We start from the raw sequence: 22,214 nt of genomic DNA, 5'->3' as shown, positions 1-22,214 counted from the left end.
AGAGAGATTTTATGAACAAAATCAATGGTCATTTTAAAAACCTTGTCTTAGCTATATTCGTCGCTAGCTTTTCCTTATCATGTGACACCAACATTACCCGCACAACAGAATCAACCAAAGCAGTTGGACAACCACAACCACAAGCACCAATTAGCTATGGGGAATTAGTAATTAAAGAACAATCAGACTATTTGATGATTCCAGTGAATGCCACTGTATCTGATCAAGAACAAGACACTCTGAGCAAAATTTCCCGATCTTATGAGGGAGATTATGATAAGCGCAATTATCCTCTATCTAACATCATCTTTTATCGTAAACAAGATGGGGAAACTCATCTTCTCCTCAATAAAAAAGCGATAATTACTACCTTTGAATTAATCGAACCCAAAACAGCAGCCAAGACACCAACAAGAGTATGGTTGTATCAAATTGTTGACCAAGATACCAATAAAGACCAGAAATTTACTTCAGAAGATGCTGTGATTGGTTATATGTCTGATTTATCAGGCAAAAATCTCCAGCAAGTTACTCCGAATAATACTAAGATTCTTAATTGGGTTGTTGTCCCCAGTCAGAATTCCATCTTTATCAAAATCATTAAAGACTCTAACAATGACAACAAATTTACCCAAGCAGATAAAACTAATTTTGTCAGAGTTAATCTGGAACAACCTAATCTAGGAACAGAAATTATTAGCGAACAAATAGAGAAACAAATTCAGTCACATATTGTTAAGTAATTCACGAGCAAGAGAGGTGAGTGCTGAATTAATGTAGCTTGGGTGCTAAGTAGTTAAACAAAATTAATTACGCAATGACATAAAAAAAAGTGGGATGCTCCCCCCACAGCCTCTGGACTTCGGTTTGATAAATTTCGTGAGCAATTCGGGGTCAGTGAGTCTTTGATACTCGTGAGCAAGTATCAGCATCTCGTGAATGAGTCTTGAATACTCACAAGCAAAAGACTGCAAAGACAGCCCTCACGATGTTAAAAGGGATATTCTCTGGCTTACCGTTGCTAATTTGCTGGAATCAGCTAACAAACTATTACCGACAATTTCTCAACTATTCGGTTTGGGATAATTTCCTTAAGTAGTCGTGCAAAATAAAAATCCGCTACAGGATGACTATAGCGGGATAATTCAAAATTTTAATTGTCAAGAAGTTAAAGACTTGGTCTAAAATTCTATGAAAGCCATTCTAAAACAGCTTCGTCTTTGGTGTTGGTGTTCCGAGAAGGGGTTTCACGGTTGAACTTCATGTGGATTGAGCGTGTTTGCTCACCATCAGCCGCAACAGCCAAAATAGGATAGTCAATTAAGCCATCTTGGAAGGACATTTGGAAGCGGAATGTACCATCTGGATTGAGCTTAATCGGACGACCACCAATTGTCACGGTAGCATCGGGTTCAGTTGCACCGTAAACAATTAATTCTGCGTCAGCAATTAACCAGAACTTGCGAGGACGTACTGGGACGGCGGAAGCAGAGAAGCCCACACCAGACATTCCCACACCGGACATAGTTAAGCCAGAGGTGGTGGGAACTGCCCACATACCTACGCCAGAGGGGAAAATGTAAGAACTGATTGCTTGTTCGGGACGTACAGAACCAGCGACGTGTTGCTGAGAACCGAACAGAGAACCAGCAACTCGTTGTGCTTCGGCGGATTCGGCTAGACCAAAAATTTGGTCGTAGATGGGGTTGCCGTTGGCTCCAATTGCTGTGGTAGCTGCTGCTTTCTTCGCTGGGGGAACCAGTTCGTACAGGGTTTTGCCGCGTAAATCTTCTGCAAAGTTGACTGTGATGAAGACATCTTCAATCCAGTCGGAAGGATAGACGGGGGGGATATGAACACGGGCAGAACGCGCTAGAACTAACCAACGACCATCTACTGCACGATAACCGATATCGAGTACATAATCGCGATCGCTCACTGGCACTGGTATGTACCATTCTCTCGCTAGTTCATCAGCAGGGTATTCTTGGATACTGTGGGGGCTTTGGTATTCTAAGTTGATGTCGGTAACATCATAAATCCGCAGGGCTAGTTGTTGTCCCCCTTGGCGGCGCAAGTCTTCTTTGTGTTCGTTGGCGACATCCCAGTAAGCGTAAGCCCACTGAGGATCACGTGGTAGCAAAACAATTCGGCTGTCACCATAACCACCGGGTAAGTCTGCTAGTCCTTCATCAACATCAGCTAGAGAGCCACCGGTACGATCTTCTTGTCCTAATTCAAATTTCGCAGCTTCCACAGTTTCTTGCGCCTCCAGTGAACGAGATGGGTTGAGCAAAGTTTTATTGCGTTGTACTTCTTGAATCGATGCGAGTAATTGTGATTTCCGCATCCGGCTGTAACGAGAGATGCTAAATTCGCTGGCAACTTTACGTAGTTGCCGCAGTGTCATCTCTTCTAATGGTGGGCGTTCTTTCGCCATGAGTTTGGACTCCAGTAGCTTGAAAGGTCAGTGATTTCAACGGGTTTGAGAATGTTTGATAAAATGCCACCCTTCCCCAATGAATTTCTTATTCCCGACTCCTAGTTTTGCCCAGTGTGTATTTATTTAGTCTTTTATTAAAAGAGGGGATGCTCCCTTTCAAAACTTTGTTTATGCCAAAATCAGCATTTGGGTATTCAGAGGAGTCAATTTATTAAGTTTGTTAAATGAATATTAACCACTAACCCTTGGTCAGGATCAAGGGGTGTCAACAGGCTTTTTTACCTATTCCACGAACTTATTAGCTTTGAGGGGATCATTATGTTATGAAATCTTGATATTTAGCCTGGGATCAACGAGAGTCATGTCAGGGAAACATAACAATTTAGAAAACTCAACCAAAAACCTGAATCCACAAGGGCAGGATCAAGAGTAACAAGAGAGTTGAGAGCATAATACTGCTAGCAATCAAATCACGGTTGAGGTTGTACTCCTCTGCCAAAATCAGGCCAGCAAAAGCTGAGGGCATCCCTGACATTAACACCATAGCCAAACGGCGATCGCCTGATAAACCCAGCAACACAGTTGTCAGTAAACCAACAAGTAAGGGTGTAATCACCACCCTCAGCATCGAAGGGATCAACCCCAGTTGTAAATTCTTCCATCTTTCCAACTGCGCCAAGCGAATACCAGTCAACAAAAAAGCCCCAGCAATCACCACATCTACAGAACCTTGGAGTCCTGATTCTAGAATTGTTGGTAGTTTGATCCCCTGGGTGAGAGTTCCAATCAAAAAAGCCCACAGAGGCGGTACAGTCAACAGATCCCAGAGTTGCGTCCACCAACGATTAGTAGATTGATCATGGTTATAGTAACTAGCAATTAAGACACCTACACCGTAGGGGCCGATGACATTGTGAGTAATACTGAAGAGAACCACCCAATCGAGAGTATCAACATGAATCAGTGCGGGGGCGATCGCTAAACCCACAAAACCAGTATTGCCCAAAACAGCAGCCAGCAAAAAACTCCCCTTAGCAGAAGCATCCAGCCAAGGACTAGCTACCTCTTCACCCAAATCTGATTTAAATAAATGTGGTGAGATTTTTTGCCACCCCCACCACACCAACAACGCCACAATTAAACCCAGCAGCAATTCCCCAAAAGTAATTAATACTGCTAATATAGGTAAATCTGCTGTACCACTAAGTTGATTTTGATTACCTCTACGAGCCAGGGCAATTAACTCTAAAGGTACTCCCACCCAGTAAAGACCACGACCCAAAAGATTGGGCAACCACTGAGGAAAAAATCTAAACAGTAATAACCCCAACCCCGTCCACAGAATCAGGGGTGCATAAGCCTGAACTAAAGTTTCCGTCATCTAATCATCATAGGGATTTAACAGCACTCACTACTCAGCACTAATAAAGATAGACAACTTGAGTTTAGTTTATTTACAAATAAAATTTAATATTTATTTAATTTATGGCAGCTGACATTCGCTGAATGCGCCACGTATTCTCTTGACGAACTAATTCATAGCGGACACGTAAACTTTCATCAGAAGACTTATCTTTTTGACCATTTTCATAAAACTGCGTTATTTCCCTCACCGTAGCACCAACGATCGCCCGATTGGGATCTGTCTCAGATTTATTGACATATTCCACTTTCAGACTGTGGCTATATTTCCGATAGCGGCTATCTGCCACATCTTGCTGGGCAATCAAGCGCCACTGAGAAAGCGCAGAACCAGTTAAAATTTCATTCAAACTATCAATTTCATGGTCAGGCCCCAAAGCGGCAGCTTTAGTTGCTAACCAGGACTCAACTATCTCCTGGGCTGTCTCTTCTGTCAGGGGGCCATCTAATAATTCTGGTGGACTGTTCTTGTCAGGAATACTGATTGGCGGTTCATTGAGTTGAATCGATAATGGTGGACTTTGTAAAGATGGTGTAGGAAAAAATACATTCTTTAACCAGCCAAAGGTGGTGGAAACTAGGAGCCAGAAAACTAATATTCCAGCTAATGAACCGAACACTATCCAGACTAGTCTTGTCTTCCGGTCTAAATTGCCGGCAAAATTCTGCCGTTGTTGCGGATGGCTTGTGGGTTTGCGTCGCCGGCGCTTGGCGGGTTGGCGCGGTGGTGTGGTGGGATTTGCACCATTAACTCTCGGTTGTGGGGGTCTAGTTGCACTTTCTTTTGGGATTTCTGCTGGAGTGCTGACCGTACTGTAGATGTTTTCTCTGGTTGGATAAAAATCAGAGGATGGTGATCTTGGGTAGTTTTGTGTGTCTGGCAAAGCGGGATCAGGGGTTCTATTTTGAGGCGAATGACGATTTCCCCCTGTAGCATAACTACGTTGCGGCTCTTGTCGTGTTGGTGCTGGTCTTGACTTGGGTGAATTAGCGTTGGGTTGAGCAAAAGACTGACGATTAATTACTGACCATTCATTAGTAGTTTCTGCATCTGTGGGTAGAGCTTCTAAATACGCTTGTACTTGTTGGTTAGCAAAGTAATCTTTCAGTGACGCTGATTGTTGAGATAAATCTCGAAAATGGGGAAAGACTTCATTTTGTAACCATTGTTCGGCATATAGGCACAAACCCGGCAATAAATCAGGAGAATCCTGTGATTTTTCTCGAATTAAAGCCAAAGCTTCGTATTCCTGACTCAGTTCTAAAACGCGGGTAGCTTCTTCGGTTTGTCCTAGTAGCAATGCACACAGAGACTGTTCTAGATGCACATCTTGACGCTTAGACAACCGCATCAGCATTTGCTTGGCATGACGGATTAAAGCAGGTTGGCGTTGAGTAAATCCCCTAGCGATGGAGGCGTACACGGCTAGGTAAATAGCCACAGCCGAGGGACGTTTACTTTCAGCGTCAAATAACTTGTGTTGTTCAGCAACAGTTAAGTGGTGACGTAGTTGCTGGATAAATCGCAAAAAGTCATCAATATTTAAGCCTGACGCATCATTACCTGTACCATCAATACCACCGCGATCGTCCAGGATACTGTGGAGTAAATCTAGACCTTGACGACGTTCTATAGTTTTTTCTTGGGGTAGCGCCAGTAATTCTAAGATCCGGTAGGGGCGTAATTTGTAAAGATCGGCTTGCATTTCCGCTTGTACACTGGGGAATATCCCTTCATTGGCTAGCATTTCTTGACCAGTTTCCAGAGACACGGCAGCATTTTCGTAGTGTCCTTGTTGCCATTGTTCCCGGCCTAGTTCTAGACAAGCCAGTGCCATAGTCAAGACAATATCTGGACGATCAGAACCTTCCAGAAATTCTTCAGACTCTAGATATTTGCCAGCCCTGCTAACTGCTGTACCGTTGTGATTACCCAAGTAAGTACGACCCAGTTTGAGTACTAGTTCGTATTCTCCTAATTCTTGCAGAATTAACAAAGCACCGATCAATTCCTCTGAGGAAATATCGATACTGAGATTTTGTGTTTCGACCCGACCGTTATGGCCATCCGCCCGATTTTCTACTGCTACTTTGGTAGTGGTAGGATTTTCTGGATCATAAGCATGAGCCAGATATAGCTGGTCGTAACTGCTCCGTTCCTTGGGATCTGATAAAACCACGTAAGCTTCTTCTATGAGTTGTTTACGGGAAGCAATTGCTGCTTGAGAATACTCCCGTCGCGGTAATTGGACAATGCGATCGCTATAAGCTTGTCGCAATTGTTCCTCACTTGCCGCTAACGGTAGCCCTAAAATTCGGTAGTAATCTAGCGGAATTCGCACAGCCTACTTCCCCTGCACCGTGATCAACATAATTCACCTAGACCATTCCAGGCTTGTAAAACCGTGCCATAATCATACGGTGAATAATACCGTGCTGGACTTACACTATAAGTGTATATTGCAACAATTATTTTTGTTACTTCCTAAAATTGTGTGTCACATTTTAGTCCCCATATTTTCCCTTCGCCAAGGAAAGGTTGATACTTTGTCTTAATTCTTAGTATTTCTGCTGGCAATAACTGTTATCAATTTTGGACACTGTAAAATCAACACTGTCACCATTCTCAGGGACAAAAATGCTGCGTTTGCCAGTAGATATAATTAATTTTTCTCAGAGTATTTCTCTGGTTTTGCAGTTAAAGATGCACCAATGCTAAGGGTAGATGCCAGTAATATAAAGAACAAGATTATATCATAAATATATTATTATGACAACTATATACCTAGAATTTTTTGCCTGTATTTTTGGGAAATTGTTCATAGATATGCAGAAACCAAGCTATCCTGAGTGATAGCTTATGAAGTGGAATAGGGGACAGGGGATAGGGGACAGGTAACAGGTAACAGGGAAGGGGGAAATAAGCCGCCCACAAGGAGCGTAAAGCCTGCGGCATAGCTTCTCTACGAGACGCTACGCGAACGCTTAGAGCCTAGCAGGACGTAGTACGGTTTTAAATCAATATTAATTACCCAGTCGCACAGAATTTATACTGAATTCTGGCTCCTGACTCCTGAATTCTGTTCAATAAAATCAGGTAAATGGCTAAAAAATTGCTAATTTTGTGGCTTTTCTCCTGAAAATTACCAGGCAATGTTTTTAGTTCAAAAAAATTGGTTGTTGACTCTAGCAAACTTACACCGAAAAGAGGCAAAATTGCTGAGGGAACAACCTATGGAAAATGGTAAATTTCGATTTTAGGATAGGAATACTAAAAAATAATGGTTCAAGAACGCACACTACCTAAATTTGATACTGCTAATGCCCAAATCACCAAAGAAGAAGGGCTGGTTCTGTACGAGGATATGATTTTAGGGCGCTTTTTTGAAGATAAGTGCGCTGAAATGTATTACAGAGGCAAAATGTTTGGTTTTGTCCACTTGTACAACGGTCAAGAAGCAGTTTCTACTGGTGTAATTCAAGCAATGCGCCCAGGAGAAGATTTTGTTAGCAGTACCTACCGCGACCACGTTCATGCTTTGAGTGCTGGAGTCCCGGCTAGGGAAGTGATGGCAGAATTATTCGGCAAAGCCACAGGTTGCAGCAAAGGGCGTGGTGGTTCGATGCATATGTTTTCCGCCGAACATGGGTTGTTAGGCGGTTATGCTTTTGTTGCAGAAGGTATTCCTGTCGCAGCTGGTGCAGCTTTTCAAAGTAAATATCGCCGCGAAGTTTTGGGAGATCCCAAAGCCGATCAAGTGACAGCGTGTTTCTTTGGTGATGGTGCTGCTAACAACGGGCAGTTTTTTGAAACTCTGAATATGGCAGCTTTGTGGAAACTGCCAATACTTTTCGTAGTTGAAAATAATAAATGGGCAATTGGGATGTCTCACGAAAGAGCAACTTCCCAACCAGAAATTTACAAAAAAGCCAGCGTGTTTAACATGGCTGGTGTGGAAGTCGATGGAATGGATGTGTTAGCAGTGCGTGCAGTTGCTCAAGAAGCCGTCGCTCGCGCTCGTGCAGGTGAGGGGCCAACCTTAATAGAAGCCTTGACATATCGTTTTCGCGGTCACTCTTTAGCAGACCCTGACGAGATGCGGAGCAAAGATGAGAAGGAATTCTGGTTTTCTCGTGACCCCATCAAAAAACTAGCTGCTTATCTAATAGAGCAGAACTTGGCAGATGAGGCAGAACTCAAAGCCATTGAACGCAAGATTCAAGATATCATCGACGAGGCAGTAAAATTCGCTGAGAGCAGCCCTGAGCCTGATCCTAGTGAGTTATATCGCTTTGTATTTGCGGAAGACGAATAATAAAGTACTGAGTTGCAAGTGCTGAGTTCCGAGTCAAAATTACTCAGCACTCAGCACTCAGCACTCTCTCACTGAGGATGAAACTTGTGTTTAGTATTGCCATTCAACAGCAACAGTACAAAACTTATATCCTGACTGACGAAACTGTCGGTTCTCAGGTGGAAGTTGTACCAGAACGGGGTGGTATTATCACCCGTTGGCGAGTTAAGGGGGAAGAAATTCTTTATCTGGATACTGAACGCTTTACCCATCCAGAATTGAGTGTCAGAGGTGGTGTACCGATTTTGTTCCCGATTTGTGGCAACTTACCGGATAACTCTTACACTCTTAACGGTCAGCAGTATACTCTTAAACAGCATGGCTTTGCCCGTGAATTACCTTGGGAAGTTCTTGACCAAGTAACTAAAGACAAAGCTGCACTCACCCTAGTTCTCAAGAGCAACGAGCAGACAAAGGCAGTTTATCCTTTTGATTTCCAAGTGGTTTTTACTTACGAACTACAGGGAGACACTTTAGAAATTCGCCAGCAGTATGAAAATTTGTCATCTACACAGATGCCTTTTTCTTTTGGCTTTCATCCCTATTTTCAAGTTGGCGATAAAAATCAGCTAGAGTTGGAGATTCCTTCTCAGGAGTATCTGGATCAACAAACCAAAGAAATTCATCCGTTTAATGGCAAATTTGACTTCAACCGGGATGAAATTGATTTTGCTTTTGGGCAAATTACTAGTCAATCTGCTAGTGTGACAGACCATAGCCGAAAGTTGAAACTGACCTTAGACTCAGATAATGTTTTCTCTGTGCTGGTGTTTTGGACACTCAAGGGTAAGGATTTCTATTGTTTAGAACCTTGGAGCGCTCTCCGCAACTCTCTGAACACGGGTGAAAGGTTGACTCTGTTAGAGCCAGGAGATAGCTATACTGCATCTGTCAGATTAAGGGCAAATTTTTTCTAAAAGCCCTTTACAAATCTATGGATGTTTATGCTATGATGGCAAAGTTGCGAAACAAGCCGCAAGGGTCGCTAACTCAACGGTAGAGTACTCGGCTTTTAACCGATTAGTTCCGGGTTCGAATCCCGGGCGACCCATATAAAAGGAAAATACTGTGTAAAGGTGTGGTGAAGGTCACGCTTACACAGTATTTTTGGTGATATTCGTCAAACGCCTACACTAGCGCATAACACACGACAAGCTGCCCCAATTCGGTAGGATAGGGATATGCTCAACCCAGATACCATCATCATGGTAAAAACACCTTTAAAATACCGGACAATTCCCCTGTTGGAAAATGGCGACAAACTCAACCGCTACGAATTTGAGCGTCGTTACAATGCCATGCCCGAACTGAGAAAAGCCGAATTGATCGAAGGAATTGTCTATATTATGCCTGCGGCTGTGCGTTTTAGAACACATAGTCAACCGCATGGTTGGATGGTAGCATGGCTTGGGATTTATGAAGCAGCAACTCCTGGTGTAGCTTTGGGAATTGAACCGACTGTACGCTTAGACTTGGATAACGAACCGCAACCAGATGCGGTGCTGATCATTACACCAGAAGCAGGTGGTCAAGCAAGGCTGAGTGAAGATGATTATATTGAAGGTGCGCCGGAGTTAGTTGTGGAGATTGCTGCTAGCAGTGTCGCTATTGACCTGCATGGTAAGAAGCAAGCTTATCGGCGCAATGGTGTGAAAGAATATATTGTCTGGCAAGTGCTTGAGCAAAAAGTAACTTGGTTTTATTTAGAGCAGGGTGAGTATTTAGAGTTAGCGGCTGATAGTGATGGAATTGTGCGCAGTCGGGTTTTTCCTGGTTTGTGGTTGGCGGTCAATGATTTGTTAGCAGGAAATATGCAGCAGGTGTTGATGGTGTTACAAACTGGGTTGCAGTCTAACGAACATAGAGCTTTTGTAGAGAAGTTAGCCCTTGTAGGTGATTAAAATTAAGATTAGGCGATCGCTCGCTTTATAATGAAGAAGAGAATTTTTTCCTAGCGGGTGCAATAGGGATTTCTTTACCCTTTGCTTGATAATCTTCCTTAAGCAATTCCCAAGCTAAGTTCAGTTCCTCTAAGGCTTGTTGAGGAGTATCGCCAAAAGCTGAAATATTAGACATTTCTTGAAAATATGCTAACCAATCTCCTTGTTCATCAAAATATATACTAATAGTAAAACCATTAAAGTCATAGTTATTTAAAGTCATTACTCTTCTACCTCTTGATACTCAAAAAACTGCTGAATTTGATACAGCTTTGCTTTCCCATCTTTACGGGGCTGAATCGGTAAAGGTTGACCCTGTGGTGAATACCATAAGCGATGACTTCCTTTTTGACGGCTAAATTCCCACCCACTCTGGTTTAAGAGAGTTTCAAATTCATCAAAAGTCAAATTTTCTGGGCTGTTTTTAGCTTTTTGCCAGAGCTTCTCTCTTTTATTCATAACATTTATGATCATCAGACCGCACTACCGCCTGCTGTAGGCATTGGTAGACTAAAAATAATCTGTGGAGTAAATCACAACAATCAAACACGAAAATAACTTTTCCCCTACTGCCTTCTTCCAAGTAGATATGGGATAACACACTACCAAAGTCTTTATCTGTGCCGTAGCATACTTGACAGTAGTGTAGTTTTAGCATAAGGCATCTTGATTAGTAGTAGCGTAAAGTTTTTCAACATAAACACCCGTCACTAGTTATAATTTCCTATATGTTGAAAAAAGTCTTAAGATTTAGCGTAACACTTACATTTAAGTAAAAAATTACGCTGCTCTCACACCGACTAGCTGACAACCAAATTAGGAGGAACATCTATGGCGCTTGTACCAATGCGGCTGCTGTTGGATCATGCGGCTGAAAACGGTTACGGCATCCCAGCTTTTAACGTTAACAACCTGGAGCAAATTCAGGCAATCATGAAGGCGGCTGAAGAGACAGATAGCCCCGTCATTTTGCAAGCTTCCCGTGGCGCTCGTAACTATGCAGGTGAAAACTTCCTGCGCCACCTGATTTTGGCTGCGGTAGAAACCTATCCTCACATTCCCATTGTCATGCACCAAGATCATGGCAATGCTCCTTCTACCTGCTACTCAGCTATCAAGAACAACTTCACCAGCGTCATGATGGATGGTTCTTTGGAAGCTGACGCGAAAACCCCTGCTAGCTTCGAGTACAACGTTAACGTTACCCGTGAAGTTGTAAATGTAGCTCATGCTTTGGGCGTAAGTGTAGAAGGCGAACTCGGTTGCTTGGGTTCTCTGGAAACTGGTGCGGGTGAAGCTGAAGATGGACATGGTTTTGAAGGTACTCTTGACCATTCTCAACTATTAACTGACCCCGATGAAGCTGTTAGCTTTGTCGAAGCAACCCAAGTAGATGCTTTGGCTGTAGCTATTGGTACAAGCCACGGTGCTTACAAGTTTACCCGCAAACCAACTGGGGAAATTTTAGCGATTAGCCGCATTGAAGAAATTCACCGTCGTCTACCTAACACTCACTTGGTAATGCACGGTTCTTCTTCCGTACCCGAAGATTTAATCGCTTTGATTAACGAGTTCGGTGGTGCAATTCCTGAAACCTACGGTGTACCTGTAGAAGAAATTCAAAAAGGTATCAAGAGTGGTGTACGTAAAGTTAACATCGACACCGACAACCGTTTAGCCATCACCGCAGCTGTGCGCGAAGCTTTAGCCAAAAATCCCAAGGAATTTGATCCTCGTCACTTCCTCAAGCCTTCTATTAAATATATGCAGAAGGTTTGTGCTGAACGCTATGCACAATTCGGTACTGCTGGTAACGCTAGCAAAATTAAGCAAGTTACTTTGGAAGATTTTGCTGCTAAATACGCTAAAGGCGAACTCAACGCTGTTACCAAAGCTGCTGCTAAAGTTTAATTTTAGTCAAAGATAATAGGAACAATACTTTGCTCCTGCAAAATTTTTGATATTCATTTAAATCAACCGGGATACTTTTAAGTATCTCGGTTTTTTATTGTAATTTATACTAAAATATTTTCCAAAACTCCCAAATCCTTGCACAGCCGTAACACAACGGCAATAAAGCGGGAGGAACATCCACGCCGCTTTTTGCCTCCCCTACCTTAATATTTACTATAATCATGGTGTAAATATTAGCCACAAAAAAAGTAATGAGGTATATCATGCAACCTACAAAAACTAGACAGGCGTTACTCAAAGCTATTTATGAAGAATTAGAACAAGCTTATGACGACACTTTAGAAGATGTTTTAGAGTTACTAAAAATTCGTAAAAGTGAAGATGAAGAAGATATTCAGGATATTGATGCTGCAAAAAATGATACTACTATCTCTTGGGAACAATATAAACAAGAGAGTGCATGATTTATCAAATAGAAATTACAACTAGGGCAGCTAAAGAATTAAAAAAGCTATCTGGAGATATTAAACTTAAAATTGAAGAAAAAATTCAAGAGTTATCAAACAATCCTCGCTTCAATGGCGTGGTTAAGTTAGAGGGTGAAGAAGATACCTATCGTATTGGTGTAGGTAAGTATCGTATCTTATACGAGATTAAAGATGATTTATTAATAGTTAAAATCATTAAAGTTAGTCATCGTAGAGATGTTTATCGCCGCAAATAAAGCTAATTAATGACTCCTGTATTCTGACCCCTTTTTATTGTATTTTGTCTAGCTCCCAAATTTTGATGGTGGTATCGGTACTAGCACTGGCGAGGAAATGAGCATCTGCACTCAGCGCCAGGGAATTGATTGCACCTGAGTGTCCGGTGAGGGTGTGGAGTAACTTACCTGTGGTAATGCGCCAAATTTTGATGGTGGTGTCAGCGCTACCGCTAAACAAAAGTTGTCCATTAGGACTGGTAACTAGGGATTTAATATCGTCTGAGTGTCCGGTTAGGGTATGGAGAATTTGACCTGTGATCAGATGCCAAATTTTGATAGTTTTATCTGCACTACCGCTAAATAAGAGTTGTCCATCAGGACTCATGGCGATCGCTTTGACTTCACCATCATGACTATTGAGGGTGCGTACAGGATCGCCGGTGCGGGGGTTCCACAGGCGAATTTTGTTGTCGGAACTACCACTGGCCAGAATTGTCCCATCGGGGCTAATGGCGATCGCCTGAACTGCGGATGAGTGCCAAAGGGTGCAAATGCGATCGCCTTTTTGCAGGTTCCAGATTTTAATTTTATTACTGCCACTGGCTAAAATTTGTCCGTCTGGGCTGATCTCTACGACGTTGACGGGTTTTTGATGTCCTAAGAGGGTGTGAAGTAGTTTACCTGTTTTTAAGTTCCAGACTTTAACGTTACTTCTAGGGTGCTGACTACTACCCACGGCGAGAAAATTGCCATCGGGGCTGATGGCGACGGAGGAAACTTCGCCTAAATTACCTGTGAAGGTACGGATGATTTGGCTTGTTTGCAAGTTCCAAACATTGACTGTTTGATCAGCACAACCACTGACTAAAACTGTCCCATCGGGACTAATTGCTATGGATGTAACTGTGTTTGTATGCCCGGTGATGGTTTTGCTGAGGTTGGGGTATTCTAGACTCCGTTTGTATTTGAGATGAGCGATCGCCTCTAATAATTTTTCCACAGATTGCAGACTGGTGCGATCGCCAATGGCGGTAAAATATGACTTGAGTTTTTGGATATATTCTTCATCTTCAATTTTCACTGCCGAGAGCATCGCTTCTAGAGGGTGGGAAAATCCTTCCACTGAGACTTGACGCAGTTCCACCCATGTGCTAACGGAGTAATCGATCTGTTCTTGGGCAGATGATGAATCTGGGAGATGAGATAGACTCTCGGCTAGTTGCAAAGCCAGTTCTGGTATCCAGTACAGCCGTTCTTTTTCTAAGGCTTGGTAGACTTGTTTGTAGCCTGTGGCGATCGCTTGCACTGATTGCAAATCAATGGTATCTTGCAGCAAAATTGGTAATAACTCTGGCAACAGAGGCGCTGCATCATGATGCACTAGATGATAAACATCGGCTACCCAAGCAGTTACGAGAGAATGACAAGTGATTAATACTTGGCTAAGTTTTTCAATATCCTGATGATTGACTCGATATTGTAAAGACAACTTACTAATATCAATACCTTGTGCTTGCCATTTTTCGGATTTCTCCAAAAGGGCTAAGTTAAACACATTATCTTGACCAAACTGATTAATTTCTTCGATGTCTGTACCTATTTCCAGTAATTCATCTCTAATTTTTTTCCACTCTAAAGCCCGATTTCTTGCCGAATTTTGGACAATTTCTTGATAAGGTAAACGAGCAATAGTTTTATAGTAATAGTTTCCTTGCCCCAAACCCCAATAGGCAATGCGGAAATTTAAATAATCTCCATCATGTTCTGATTCTAAAATTAAAATTGGCTCTGTTTTTAATATGCCAAACAAAGCTTTGATACTGGATTCACTATGAAATCTTTTACTATCCCAAGCTCCTGCTAAAAATTCTACTGGTCTGGTGTGATTATGCAGCGAGTAATTTTGATTGATAAACTCTCGTAAACCTTCAGCTAGCATTAGCTCAATTTCTGCATCACCTGCTGTTTTTTTACCAAATTTGTCAAACTTAATTTTTGGTGGTGCGAGAAAAACCTTTAATGGTTTACATCCATAACTATAATGAGCATCTAGAATTTGTGACGGATATAATCTCAAGGGCCAGCTATCAAGAATTTTATTAACTTCTGGTAACTTTAGCGCTGTCTCTCTCTGTTGATTTGCTATCTGGAGTTGCGTCTCTCGCTGCTTGAGGGCTGATTGCTGTTGCAAAAGTTTTTCTTTTTCAATATTGTCGTGGGAATGATAATTTTGATTGACAGTATTTACAGTTTGGATAAATTCTTGAATTATACTTGGCAGTTGATATTGAGTTGTTCCTATACTTTCTCCACGTCTATTGTTGATGATAGTTACAAATACAGGAGCAAACTCGATTACTAATTGAATTAATAGCTTTAACCCTTGTTCCATAAAGGATTCCTGTTGAGTCAATCAATCACATTGATTTAGCTTGTATACCTTAAGTTCTAACTAATCTTGCTGTTGCATACAACAATAGCTAGATATCATCTATCGTACTACATGATAGGATTGTCAGCCTTGCTTGACTGCTCAAATAAGTTGAGCAGACATAATTAATACCATTAACCTTGTCACCAATACTTAAATAGCCTACTCTCAATTTTACTAATTATGAGTTGAGTTAATTTGGTAGTACTCAAAATAACTGTTTTGCTCAATTGCCTATGTTATTCCTAGAGCAACCGCTTCACTTTAAGTGAACCTGAAAATGGATGTTAACTCCCAGAATATCAAATCTATTCGTCAGCCTAAAATTTTTAATCATCCTGAACGTTTTATTGAAGGATGGTATTGGGTGATTCCATCTCAAAGCCTCAGCATAGGTGAAGTAAAACCTGTGACTATTTTAGGTAAAAATTTAGTGATTTATCGTGGAAAAAATCGACGAGTTGTCATTGGTGATGCTTATTGTCCACACATGGGCGCACATCTAGCTAAAGGTGAAGTAGTGGGTAATGAATTACGCTGTGGTTTCCACCATTGGCAATTTAATAGTGAGGGAATATGTGTAGATATCCCCTGTTTAGCCGCACCTCTACCTCTGAAATTAAAAACTTGGCCGACGGTGGAAAGATATGGGGGAATTTGGGTTTGGACTGGAGAAACTCCCAAACAAACTTTACCTTTCGTTCCAGAATTGGAGTTGCAGGAACTTGTCAGTGGTTTAGGTTCCTCTTTTGTTGTTGATTGTCATCCTAGTATATTAATGACTAATGCTATTGATACTCAGCATTTTCAGGCAATTCACAAGTTGCCATTAGAGATGAGCTTTGACAAACAAGAATTACATCAGAATGCAATTATTTTTCATAAAAATAAGTGTCATAACAAATCTCTGTTATTTATCAGATTTTTTCGTCCTTTGTACAAAAATCCAGTTTACAGTATTTGCTACTGGTATGGTAGTACATTTACAGTCACAGTAGGGACTGATTCACTGCGATTACATTTGATGATGACTCTACGTTTAGTTGCAGGTAATAAAGTAGCTGTTCAACCTATATTTCTGACGAAGAAACGCCGAGGTTTTACTGGTTGGTTATTTAATCGATTTGTATTGTGGCTGACTTATATTTTGCTACATTACTTTCTCAAAGATGATGTGCAAATTTTAGAGACGATGCAATTTGATTTAAGAACACCAATTAAAGCAGATCAGCCAATTATGCAGTTAATTCACCACGTTGAACGACAAAAACCTTTGGCGTGGAAGACTTGGTTATTAGCGCGATCGCCTGATACTCCTATCCCAGAGAATCAAACTAAATGGCGAGATGAAATGACTAATGACTAGTCAAAACTAAAAAACTTATCTGTAAATATAAAAGCTTACTGTGCAAGGGTTTTGCTGGTATAACACCATCCAGCAAGATTCGGACTTGATTTTATATGAATGTGTATGATAATCTACCTTCACCCTTTAACTACGGTTATTCGATAAACTAACCGTAGTTTAGGATTCAGCCATCCGCTAGCGATACACTGAGTCAGTCGAAGTGTCAGACTCCAATTCATGCTGAATTCTGTTTGATAAAATACTCGTTAATTTCCTGACAATTTAATTTATCAATATGCAGTATAACCAACTAGGTAATAGTGACTTACAAGTGTCAGAGATTTGCCTTGGCACAATGACTTACGGGCAGCAAAATACTATAGAAGAAGCCCATCAACAGCTAGACTATGCAATTGACCAAGGAATTAATTTCATCGATGCGGCTGAGATGTATCCTGTGCCGACTAGTGCAGAAACCTATGGCTTAACTGAAACTTACATTGGGGAATGGTTAAAACATCAAAAAAGAGATCAACTGATAATTGCTACTAAAATTGCCGGGCCTGGACGGGGCTTTAAATGGGTGCGTGGTGGGGCAAAAGCCATTGATCGAGACAATATTAAACAAGCTATAGATGATAGCCTCCAACGGTTACAGACTGATTATATTGACTTATATCAAATCCATTGGCCGGATCGCTATGTCCCACGATTTGGGCAGACAGTTTTTGACCCTTATCAGGTACAAGAAACAGTTCCCATCACAGAACAATTGGAAGTATTTAATGACGTGATTAAAGCTGGTAAAATTCGTTATCTTGGCTTAAGTAATGAAACCCCTTGGGGTGTAGCACAATTTAGCCACATAGCCAAACAATTAGGATTACCCAAAGTTGTCTCGATTCAAAATGCCTACAATTTACTCAATCGAGTTTTTGATGGCGCACTAGCAGAAGTTGTTTACTACGAACACATTCCTTTACTGGCTTATAGTCCTTTGGGATTTGGTTATTTAACTGGTAAATACCTCAACGGCAAACCAGAGAAAGCTAGAGTAACCTTGTTTGAAAACTTTGGTCAGCGATATTTAAAACCAAATGTGCAAGAAGCAGTAACAGCTTATGTGGATATTGCTAAACGCCATCATATCAGTCCAGCACAATTAGCGATCGCCTTCGTGCGGAGTCGTTGGTTTGTCGCCAGTACAATCATTGGTGCTACTACCTTAGAACAACTCAAAGAGAATATAGACAGTATCAATGTAGTTCTTGATAAAGAGCTGCTTGCAGAATTAGATGCAGTACATACTCGATATCCCAATCCTGCACCATAAAAGTGCTGGGTAGTTGTTTTTCCCTATCCCCAACCCCCTAAAAATTATGGCGATCGCCACAGCATCAGTAATTGACCAAAATACTATTCGTCGTCGTGGTACAGGTTTAAGAGCTTACAATCCTGACAAAGTATTTAAAGGATTGACACTGTTTACACCACTCACAGGTAACGGAGAAGTCTATCTGCTCAACTTGGAAGGAGAAGTTGTCCATCAGTGGAATTTACCCTATCCACCAGGACTATATGGTTATCTCTTACCCAACGGCAACCTATTTTATAATGGTAAAACTCCAGAAATTCCACCACGTTTTCCTTTGTGGGGTGCGTTTAAAGGTGGTGTTGTTTTAGAAGCAGATTCCCAGGGAAATATTATTTGGGAGTACAAACATCCAGATCATCATCATGATGGACGCAGACTTCGCAACGGTAACACGATATTATTAGCTCTGGAAAAGATACCTCAGTCTTTGATTCCCCGCATCAAAGGTGGTGTACCAGGAACAGAAGCAGACGGCGATATCTATGCTGATGTGCTTTATGAAGTGACTCCTGAAGGTGAGATTATCTGGACTTGGCACGCTTACGAACATCTAGACCCAGATATTTTTACTATCACTCCCCAGGATCAAAGACACGAATGGACTCATGGTAATACTGTCGGTGAACTAGCCGATGGCAATATCATAGTTAGCTTTCGGAATATTTCTACCGTGGCTATCATCCATCGCCAAACAGGAGAGATTATCTGGACACTGGGAGATGATGTATTAGCACAGCAGCATTTTCCTCACGAATTAACTAACGGTAATATCTTGATTTTTGACAATGGCGCACATCGTCGTCACACCGCGCTCAATTACTCTCGTGTGATAGAAGTCAACCGTCAAACTCAAGAGATAGTTTGGGAGTACACTGACAACCCACCACATAATTTCTTCAGTTCGTACATATCCGGCGCACAACGTTTAGCCAATGGGAATACTTTAATTACAGAAGGTGCTTTCGGTCGGATATTTGAAGTGACAGTTAGCAAAGAAATTGTTTGGGAATATATCAATCCTCACTTTGCCGCGCGGAATATTCCTGGTGAGAACTCAGCCGTGGCTCGTGGTGAGCAAAATTCAGTTTTCCGAGCTTTTCGTTATGCACCTGAAGAAGTTTCTTGGCTCTAAATAAACGTGAGTTCGACAACTTTTTTGACCTCTCCGATGCACAGAAGCGAGCAAAAAGCATCGCACATCAACGAAACATCAACCTATTTATAGAGGAACATCAACATGGCTGAAATCAAGATATATAGCGCCGTCGTTTGTCCTTATGCTCATCGTTCACGCTTGGTATTGCAAGAAAAAGGCATCGACTTTGATTTGATTGAGATTAATTTGCAAAACAAGCCAGAAGGATTTACGGATATTTCGCCCTATGGAAAAGTGCCAGCAATTTTACATGGTGAGCATAGAGTCTGGGAATCGGCTGTAATTAACGAATATCTCAACGAAGTATTTCCGCACCCACCGCTTTTACCTAGCAGTCCCATTGCTAAAGCCCAAGCTCGTATCTGGATTGATTTTGCCAATACTAGATTTGTACCAGCTTTTTCTGCTCTGTTACGTAGTCCCGATATCCAACAGCAAGAAGCAGCTAAACAAGAACTACATAAGCATCTAGAATTTATCGAGAATGAGGGTTTAGGGAAGTTATCAGCAGAAGGCCCCTACTGGTTTGGTGAAGCTATTAGTCTGGTAGATTTCACCTTTTACCCCTGGTTTGAGCGTTGGCCTGCACTCAAGCACTACCGAGGCTTGGCGATACCAGAGGAATTTACTCGTCTACGTCAGTGGAAAAAGACGTTGAAACAACGTGAATCTGTATTGGCGATCGCTAACAGCAAAGAGTTCTACATAGAGCGATATGCTAGATTTGCCACTCCTGTTGCTGTCTAGTATCGCTTTGTCCTAGATCAAGTATCGCCACCCAAAGATTTTGTTGGCTGGCGATAAATACAACATATGATTTTAATTAGAATCAAGTTTGCTATCAATCAAGCAACTCATGTTAGTCATTTAATTTATCTAACCTGGCTTGATTTAGCTAGATAGTAAGGCATCTTCTGTAACTAAACTGGATCTGCGGAAATAGGAAGCAGAATTTAATCCCATTTGGTGACAAACTGCGGCACACTGGCGGCAAATAGCTGCGCACAAGCTCATTGTGGCATCGTTAGTCATCTGTTCACAAGCCATCGCGGTGCGCTCGCAAATTTGGGCGCATAAGCTACAAGCGTTACCCATAAACTCAGAACCATCATTCATCATGTTGACGCACATCATGCACATTTCTGCACAATCCCGGATCATGGACATCATGGTCATGTCCATGTATTGACCACCTTGAGTTTTGCAGTATTGCAGAGTGTTAATGCAAGTAGTTTGGCATTCAACGCAGATTTGTTTGCCAGTTGCCATTTCGGTGAGCATGGATTCAGTGGTCATCATGATTAAAAGTCTCCTACTTTTTACTGTGGGGGATGTGCCTGTCTTAATTAGCTAAGTTAAAACTTTATTTTTGGGAAATCAAGAGTTTCCGAAACTCTGGTAATTGTAAGGCCGCTATTTCTATCTACTTGATGTAAATTCAGTGGCTTCTCAATATTTGCTGCTGATTTTATGCCTCCAAATCCTTGTATAGCAAGGATGAGCATATTTTTCCCGTTTATGGCAGATTACTCTTTTGTAATTGGCGATCGCTAAATATGCAAAATTTGCTGTTGAGCGAATTTAATGATTATCCTCAAAAATGTAATTTTATTTTCTAGTTGATAAAACGGCAAATGCTTGTCTGGTGAACGCTCTAGCTACATACATAATTGAATCAGCCCATTAACTCCGAAAATGCCATAAGTACATCTACTCATTTTCCGATAATATCAAAATTCTATGACTTTACTAAGTAATATCTCATCAACAGAATAAGTAAAAGTACTCTCTAAGCTTGTGAATTCTTTACAAAATCCCCTTGCCTTTTACAAGCGACCATGAGACACTACTCTGTAATCAATTTACTTAAAGTCTATCGATTTACAGTAGATTACAATTTGACCATTAAACTTAACAAACAATGGTGCAATTATTAGTTAAAGAAGAATCTGACTACTGGATTAAAATTGCTAACTCTTTATCTACACAACTGAAAGCCACTGCCGTGGAAAGAGATAGCCAAGCCGGACTACCAGATGTCGAAATTCAACGATTGAGAGAAACAGGTTTATTATCTTTAGTTGTCCCAAAAGAGTATGGTGGTGCTGGTGCAACTTGGATAGAAGCCTTAAAAGTAGTGCAAGAACTCTCGAACGCAGATGGTTCTATTGGCCAGTTATATGGCAATCATCTCAATTTAACAACCTTGGCACAGGTTTCAGGAACAGTAGATCAGAAGCAGAGATATTATCGAGAGACAGCCGAAAAAAATCTATTTTGGGCAAATGCCATCAATACGAGAGATACCAGACTAAAAATTACTCCTGATGGCGAACATTTTCGAGTTAGTGGTGTGAAAAGTTTTGGTACAGGTGTCGCCATTGCCGACTTGCGGGTTTTTTCTGCCCTTCAAGATGGTGTAGAGTTACCCTTCGTGTTCGTCATTCCCAAAGATCGGACTGGTGTTGCATCTAACCAAGATTGGGAAAACATCGGCCAACGTCGCACAGATAGCGATACATTCACCTTCCACGATGTTTTGATAAAAAAAGATGAAATTTTGGGATATCCTCATCCTCCTGATGGTGCTTTTAGTACATTTTTGGGAATCATCGCTCAACTGACGAAAACTTATGTGTATTTAGGATTGGCTGAAGGTGCATTAACATCTGCCAAACAATACACAATTGAGCAGACAAAACCGTGGATTACTTCTGGTGTCGATAAAGCTACTCAAGACCCATATATTCTGTATCATTATGGAAATTTTTGGACACAACTACAAGCAGCAATTAGTTTAGCTGACAAGGCTGCTATTCAAGTTCAAACAGCATGGGAAAAAGAAGTTAACCTCACTGTCGCCGAAAGAGGAGAAGTAGCAATTTCTGTATTTGCTGCCAAGGCTTTTGCTACCCGCATAGGTTTAGATATCACCACAAGTATTTTTGAAGTCATGGGAACTCGTTCAACAGCCACTAAATATGGTTTTGACCGTTACTGGCGAGATTTAAGAACTTTCACTCTCCACGATCCCGTAGATTATAAATTGCGTGATATTGGCAACTGGGTACTAACTCAAGAATTACCCTTAGTCACGCAATATTCCTAAGCCATGAATTTTCCT

The 22,214-nt window shown here is 41.4% G+C and carries 21 protein-coding genes and 1 tRNA gene; 14 read left to right on the top strand and 8 right to left on the bottom strand.

The features are described from left to right. The first annotated feature begins 11 nt into the window (after positions 1 to 11). Both FD725_RS18505 and FD725_RS18500 read left to right on the top strand, forming a co-directional pair. The gene (locus FD725_RS18505; protein WP_179049500.1) at positions 12 to 743 is read left to right on the top strand and encodes a hypothetical protein; all 732 of its coding nucleotides are present in this window, start codon (positions 12 to 14) and stop codon (positions 741 to 743) included. A gap of 196 nt (positions 744 to 939) precedes the next feature. Then, positions 940 to 1,086 carry a hypothetical protein gene (locus FD725_RS18500; protein WP_179049499.1) on the top strand — a complete coding sequence of 49 codons (147 nt, stop codon included), beginning with the start codon at positions 940 to 942 and terminating at the stop codon, positions 1,084 to 1,086. Positions 1,087 to 1,189: 103 nt separating this feature from the next. Here the strand turns inward: FD725_RS18500 and FD725_RS18495 are convergent, their stop codons facing one another. The 3 genes from FD725_RS18495 to FD725_RS18485 form a co-directional block, all read right to left on the bottom strand. After that, positions 1,190 to 2,440, bottom strand: a complete 1,251-nt coding sequence (locus FD725_RS18495) for a DUF4912 domain-containing protein (protein WP_179049498.1) — start codon at positions 2,438 to 2,440, stop codon at positions 1,190 to 1,192. 394 nt (positions 2,441 to 2,834) lie between these two features. Then, complete coding sequence (locus FD725_RS18490; RefSeq protein ID WP_179049497.1) at positions 2,835 to 3,824, bottom strand: AEC family transporter; 990 nt, start codon at positions 3,822 to 3,824, stop codon at positions 2,835 to 2,837. A gap of 97 nt (positions 3,825 to 3,921) precedes the next feature. Continuing rightward, positions 3,922 to 6,207, bottom strand: coding sequence for an IMS domain-containing protein (locus FD725_RS18485; RefSeq protein WP_179049496.1), 2,286 nt, complete (start codon positions 6,205 to 6,207; stop codon positions 3,922 to 3,924). A 939-nt stretch (positions 6,208 to 7,146) separates the two neighbouring features. On the opposite strand from FD725_RS18485, the gene pdhA reads away from it, so the two are divergent. From pdhA to FD725_RS18465, 4 genes are all read left to right on the top strand, one after another. Continuing rightward, entirely contained in the window at positions 7,147 to 8,181 is a 1,035-nt protein-coding gene (pdhA, locus tag FD725_RS18480; protein ID WP_179049495.1) for a pyruvate dehydrogenase (acetyl-transferring) E1 component subunit alpha, read from the top strand. 86 nt (positions 8,182 to 8,267) lie between these two features. Next, positions 8,268 to 9,137, top strand: coding sequence for an aldose epimerase (locus FD725_RS18475; RefSeq protein WP_179049494.1), 870 nt, complete (start codon positions 8,268 to 8,270; stop codon positions 9,135 to 9,137). Between the two features lie 62 nt (positions 9,138 to 9,199). Next, positions 9,200 to 9,271 (top strand) — tRNA-Lys (locus FD725_RS18470). 154 nt (positions 9,272 to 9,425) lie between these two features. Then, positions 9,426 to 10,121, top strand: a complete 696-nt coding sequence (locus FD725_RS18465) for a Uma2 family endonuclease (protein WP_179051583.1) — start codon at positions 9,426 to 9,428, stop codon at positions 10,119 to 10,121. 25 nt (positions 10,122 to 10,146) lie between these two features. On the opposite strand, the gene FD725_RS18460 is transcribed toward FD725_RS18465, so the two are convergent. The 3 genes from FD725_RS18460 to FD725_RS18450 are packed head-to-tail and all read right to left on the bottom strand — an operon-like array spanning position 10,147 to position 10,818. Continuing rightward, the gene (locus tag FD725_RS18460; protein ID WP_179049493.1) at positions 10,147 to 10,383 is read right to left on the bottom strand and encodes a type II toxin-antitoxin system HicB family antitoxin; all 237 of its coding nucleotides are present in this window, start codon (positions 10,381 to 10,383) and stop codon (positions 10,147 to 10,149) included. Then, complete coding sequence (locus FD725_RS18455; RefSeq protein WP_179049492.1) at positions 10,383 to 10,619, bottom strand: type II toxin-antitoxin system HicA family toxin; 237 nt, start codon at positions 10,617 to 10,619, stop codon at positions 10,383 to 10,385. Before FD725_RS18455 ends, FD725_RS18460 begins: the two co-directional genes overlap by 1 nt. Beyond that, entirely contained in the window at positions 10,612 to 10,818 is a 207-nt protein-coding gene (locus tag FD725_RS18450; RefSeq protein ID WP_179049491.1) for a hypothetical protein, read from the bottom strand. The genes FD725_RS18455 and FD725_RS18450 overlap by 8 nt, the downstream gene beginning before the upstream one ends. 173 nt (positions 10,819 to 10,991) lie before the next feature. Here FD725_RS18450 and fba point away from each other — a divergent pair, with 173 nt between their 5' ends. The 3 genes from fba (at position 10,992) to FD725_RS18435 (ending at position 12,798) form a co-directional block, all read left to right on the top strand. Then, positions 10,992 to 12,071, top strand: a complete 1,080-nt coding sequence (gene fba / locus FD725_RS18445) for a class II fructose-bisphosphate aldolase (RefSeq protein WP_179049490.1) — start codon at positions 10,992 to 10,994, stop codon at positions 12,069 to 12,071. 266 nt (positions 12,072 to 12,337) lie between these two features. Then, positions 12,338 to 12,538, top strand: a complete 201-nt coding sequence (locus tag FD725_RS18440) for a hypothetical protein (RefSeq protein ID WP_179049489.1) — start codon at positions 12,338 to 12,340, stop codon at positions 12,536 to 12,538. Next, positions 12,535 to 12,798, top strand: a complete 264-nt coding sequence (locus FD725_RS18435; RefSeq protein ID WP_179049488.1) for a type II toxin-antitoxin system RelE/ParE family toxin — start codon at positions 12,535 to 12,537, stop codon at positions 12,796 to 12,798. The genes FD725_RS18440 and FD725_RS18435 overlap by 4 nt, the downstream gene beginning before the upstream one ends. 34 nt (positions 12,799 to 12,832) lie before the next feature. Here FD725_RS18435 and FD725_RS18430 read toward each other — a convergent pair whose 3' ends face one another. After that, positions 12,833 to 15,172 carry a WD40 repeat domain-containing protein gene (locus FD725_RS18430; RefSeq protein WP_179049487.1) on the bottom strand — a complete coding sequence of 780 codons (2,340 nt, stop codon included), beginning with the start codon at positions 15,170 to 15,172 and terminating at the stop codon, positions 12,833 to 12,835. A gap of 319 nt (positions 15,173 to 15,491) precedes the next feature. Here FD725_RS18430 and FD725_RS18425 point away from each other — a divergent pair, with 319 nt between their 5' ends. The 4 genes from FD725_RS18425 to FD725_RS18410 all read left to right on the top strand — a co-directional run bounded on the left by FD725_RS18425 (position 15,492) and on the right by FD725_RS18410 (position 19,837). Further along, positions 15,492 to 16,577, top strand: coding sequence for an aromatic ring-hydroxylating dioxygenase subunit alpha (locus FD725_RS18425; RefSeq protein WP_179049486.1), 1,086 nt, complete (start codon positions 15,492 to 15,494; stop codon positions 16,575 to 16,577). A gap of 277 nt (positions 16,578 to 16,854) precedes the next feature. Next, a complete protein-coding gene (locus tag FD725_RS18420; protein ID WP_179049485.1) occupies positions 16,855 to 17,892 on the top strand; it encodes an NADP(H)-dependent aldo-keto reductase in 1,038 nt (345 codons plus the stop codon). Positions 17,893 to 17,938: 46 nt separating this feature from the next. Then, the gene (locus FD725_RS18415; protein WP_179049484.1) at positions 17,939 to 19,066 is read left to right on the top strand and encodes an aryl-sulfate sulfotransferase; all 1,128 of its coding nucleotides are present in this window, start codon (positions 17,939 to 17,941) and stop codon (positions 19,064 to 19,066) included. Between the two features lie 105 nt (positions 19,067 to 19,171). Beyond that, positions 19,172 to 19,837 (top strand): glutathione S-transferase family protein, encoded by a 666-nt coding sequence (locus FD725_RS18410; protein WP_179049483.1) that lies wholly within the window; start codon positions 19,172 to 19,174, stop codon positions 19,835 to 19,837. Between the two features lie 144 nt (positions 19,838 to 19,981). Here FD725_RS18410 and FD725_RS18405 read toward each other — a convergent pair whose 3' ends face one another. Continuing rightward, positions 19,982 to 20,389 carry a four-helix bundle copper-binding protein gene (locus FD725_RS18405; protein ID WP_372726682.1) on the bottom strand — a complete coding sequence of 136 codons (408 nt, stop codon included), beginning with the start codon at positions 20,387 to 20,389 and terminating at the stop codon, positions 19,982 to 19,984. A 622-nt stretch (positions 20,390 to 21,011) separates the two neighbouring features. On the opposite strand from FD725_RS18405, the gene FD725_RS18400 reads away from it, so the two are divergent. Continuing rightward, positions 21,012 to 22,199: an acyl-CoA dehydrogenase family protein gene (locus FD725_RS18400; protein ID WP_179049482.1), complete on the top strand. Its 1,188-nt coding sequence runs from the start codon at positions 21,012 to 21,014 to the stop codon at positions 22,197 to 22,199. Positions 22,200 to 22,214 lie beyond the last annotated feature (15 nt).

The sequence above is a fragment of the Nostoc sp. TCL26-01 genome, assembly GCF_013393945.1.
GTDB lineage: Bacteria > Cyanobacteriota > Cyanobacteriia > Cyanobacteriales > Nostocaceae > Trichormus.
The sequence above is the reverse complement of the archived record's forward strand: the minus strand, read 5'-3'. Positions and strand labels throughout refer to the sequence as shown.

Bases quoted from the DNA above. Each gene is read 5' to 3' on its own strand.
- pdhA (WP_179049495.1), top strand. From the start codon at position 7,147: ATGGTTCAAGAACGCACACTACCTAAATTTGATACTGCTAATGCCCAA.
- FD725_RS18415 (WP_179049484.1), top strand. From the start codon at position 17,939: ATGGCGATCGCCACAGCATCAGTAATTGACCAAAATACTATTCGTCGT.
- FD725_RS18500 (WP_179049499.1), top strand. From the start codon at position 940: ATGAGTCTTGAATACTCACAAGCAAAAGACTGCAAAGACAGCCCTCAC.
- FD725_RS18400 (WP_179049482.1), top strand. From the start codon at position 21,012: ATGGTGCAATTATTAGTTAAAGAAGAATCTGACTACTGGATTAAAATT.
- FD725_RS18460 (WP_179049493.1), bottom strand. From the start codon at position 10,383: ATGACTTTAAATAACTATGACTTTAATGGTTTTACTATTAGTATATAT.
- FD725_RS18420 (WP_179049485.1), top strand. From the start codon at position 16,855: ATGCAGTATAACCAACTAGGTAATAGTGACTTACAAGTGTCAGAGATT.
- FD725_RS18450 (WP_179049491.1), bottom strand. From the start codon at position 10,818: ATGCTAAAACTACACTACTGTCAAGTATGCTACGGCACAGATAAAGAC.
- FD725_RS18465 (WP_179051583.1), top strand. From the start codon at position 9,426: ATGGTAAAAACACCTTTAAAATACCGGACAATTCCCCTGTTGGAAAAT.
- fba (WP_179049490.1), top strand. From the start codon at position 10,992: ATGGCGCTTGTACCAATGCGGCTGCTGTTGGATCATGCGGCTGAAAAC.
- FD725_RS18430 (WP_179049487.1), bottom strand. From the start codon at position 15,172: ATGGAACAAGGGTTAAAGCTATTAATTCAATTAGTAATCGAGTTTGCT.
- FD725_RS18435 (WP_179049488.1), top strand. From the start codon at position 12,535: ATGATTTATCAAATAGAAATTACAACTAGGGCAGCTAAAGAATTAAAA.
- FD725_RS18495 (WP_179049498.1), bottom strand. From the start codon at position 2,440: ATGGCGAAAGAACGCCCACCATTAGAAGAGATGACACTGCGGCAACTA.
- FD725_RS18505 (WP_179049500.1), top strand. From the start codon at position 12: ATGAACAAAATCAATGGTCATTTTAAAAACCTTGTCTTAGCTATATTC.
- FD725_RS18425 (WP_179049486.1), top strand. From the start codon at position 15,492: ATGGATGTTAACTCCCAGAATATCAAATCTATTCGTCAGCCTAAAATT.
- FD725_RS18405 (WP_372726682.1), bottom strand. From the start codon at position 20,389: ATGATGACCACTGAATCCATGCTCACCGAAATGGCAACTGGCAAACAA.
- FD725_RS18410 (WP_179049483.1), top strand. From the start codon at position 19,172: ATGGCTGAAATCAAGATATATAGCGCCGTCGTTTGTCCTTATGCTCAT.
- FD725_RS18440 (WP_179049489.1), top strand. From the start codon at position 12,338: ATGCAACCTACAAAAACTAGACAGGCGTTACTCAAAGCTATTTATGAA.
- FD725_RS18455 (WP_179049492.1), bottom strand. From the start codon at position 10,619: ATGAATAAAAGAGAGAAGCTCTGGCAAAAAGCTAAAAACAGCCCAGAA.
- FD725_RS18490 (WP_179049497.1), bottom strand. From the start codon at position 3,824: ATGACGGAAACTTTAGTTCAGGCTTATGCACCCCTGATTCTGTGGACG.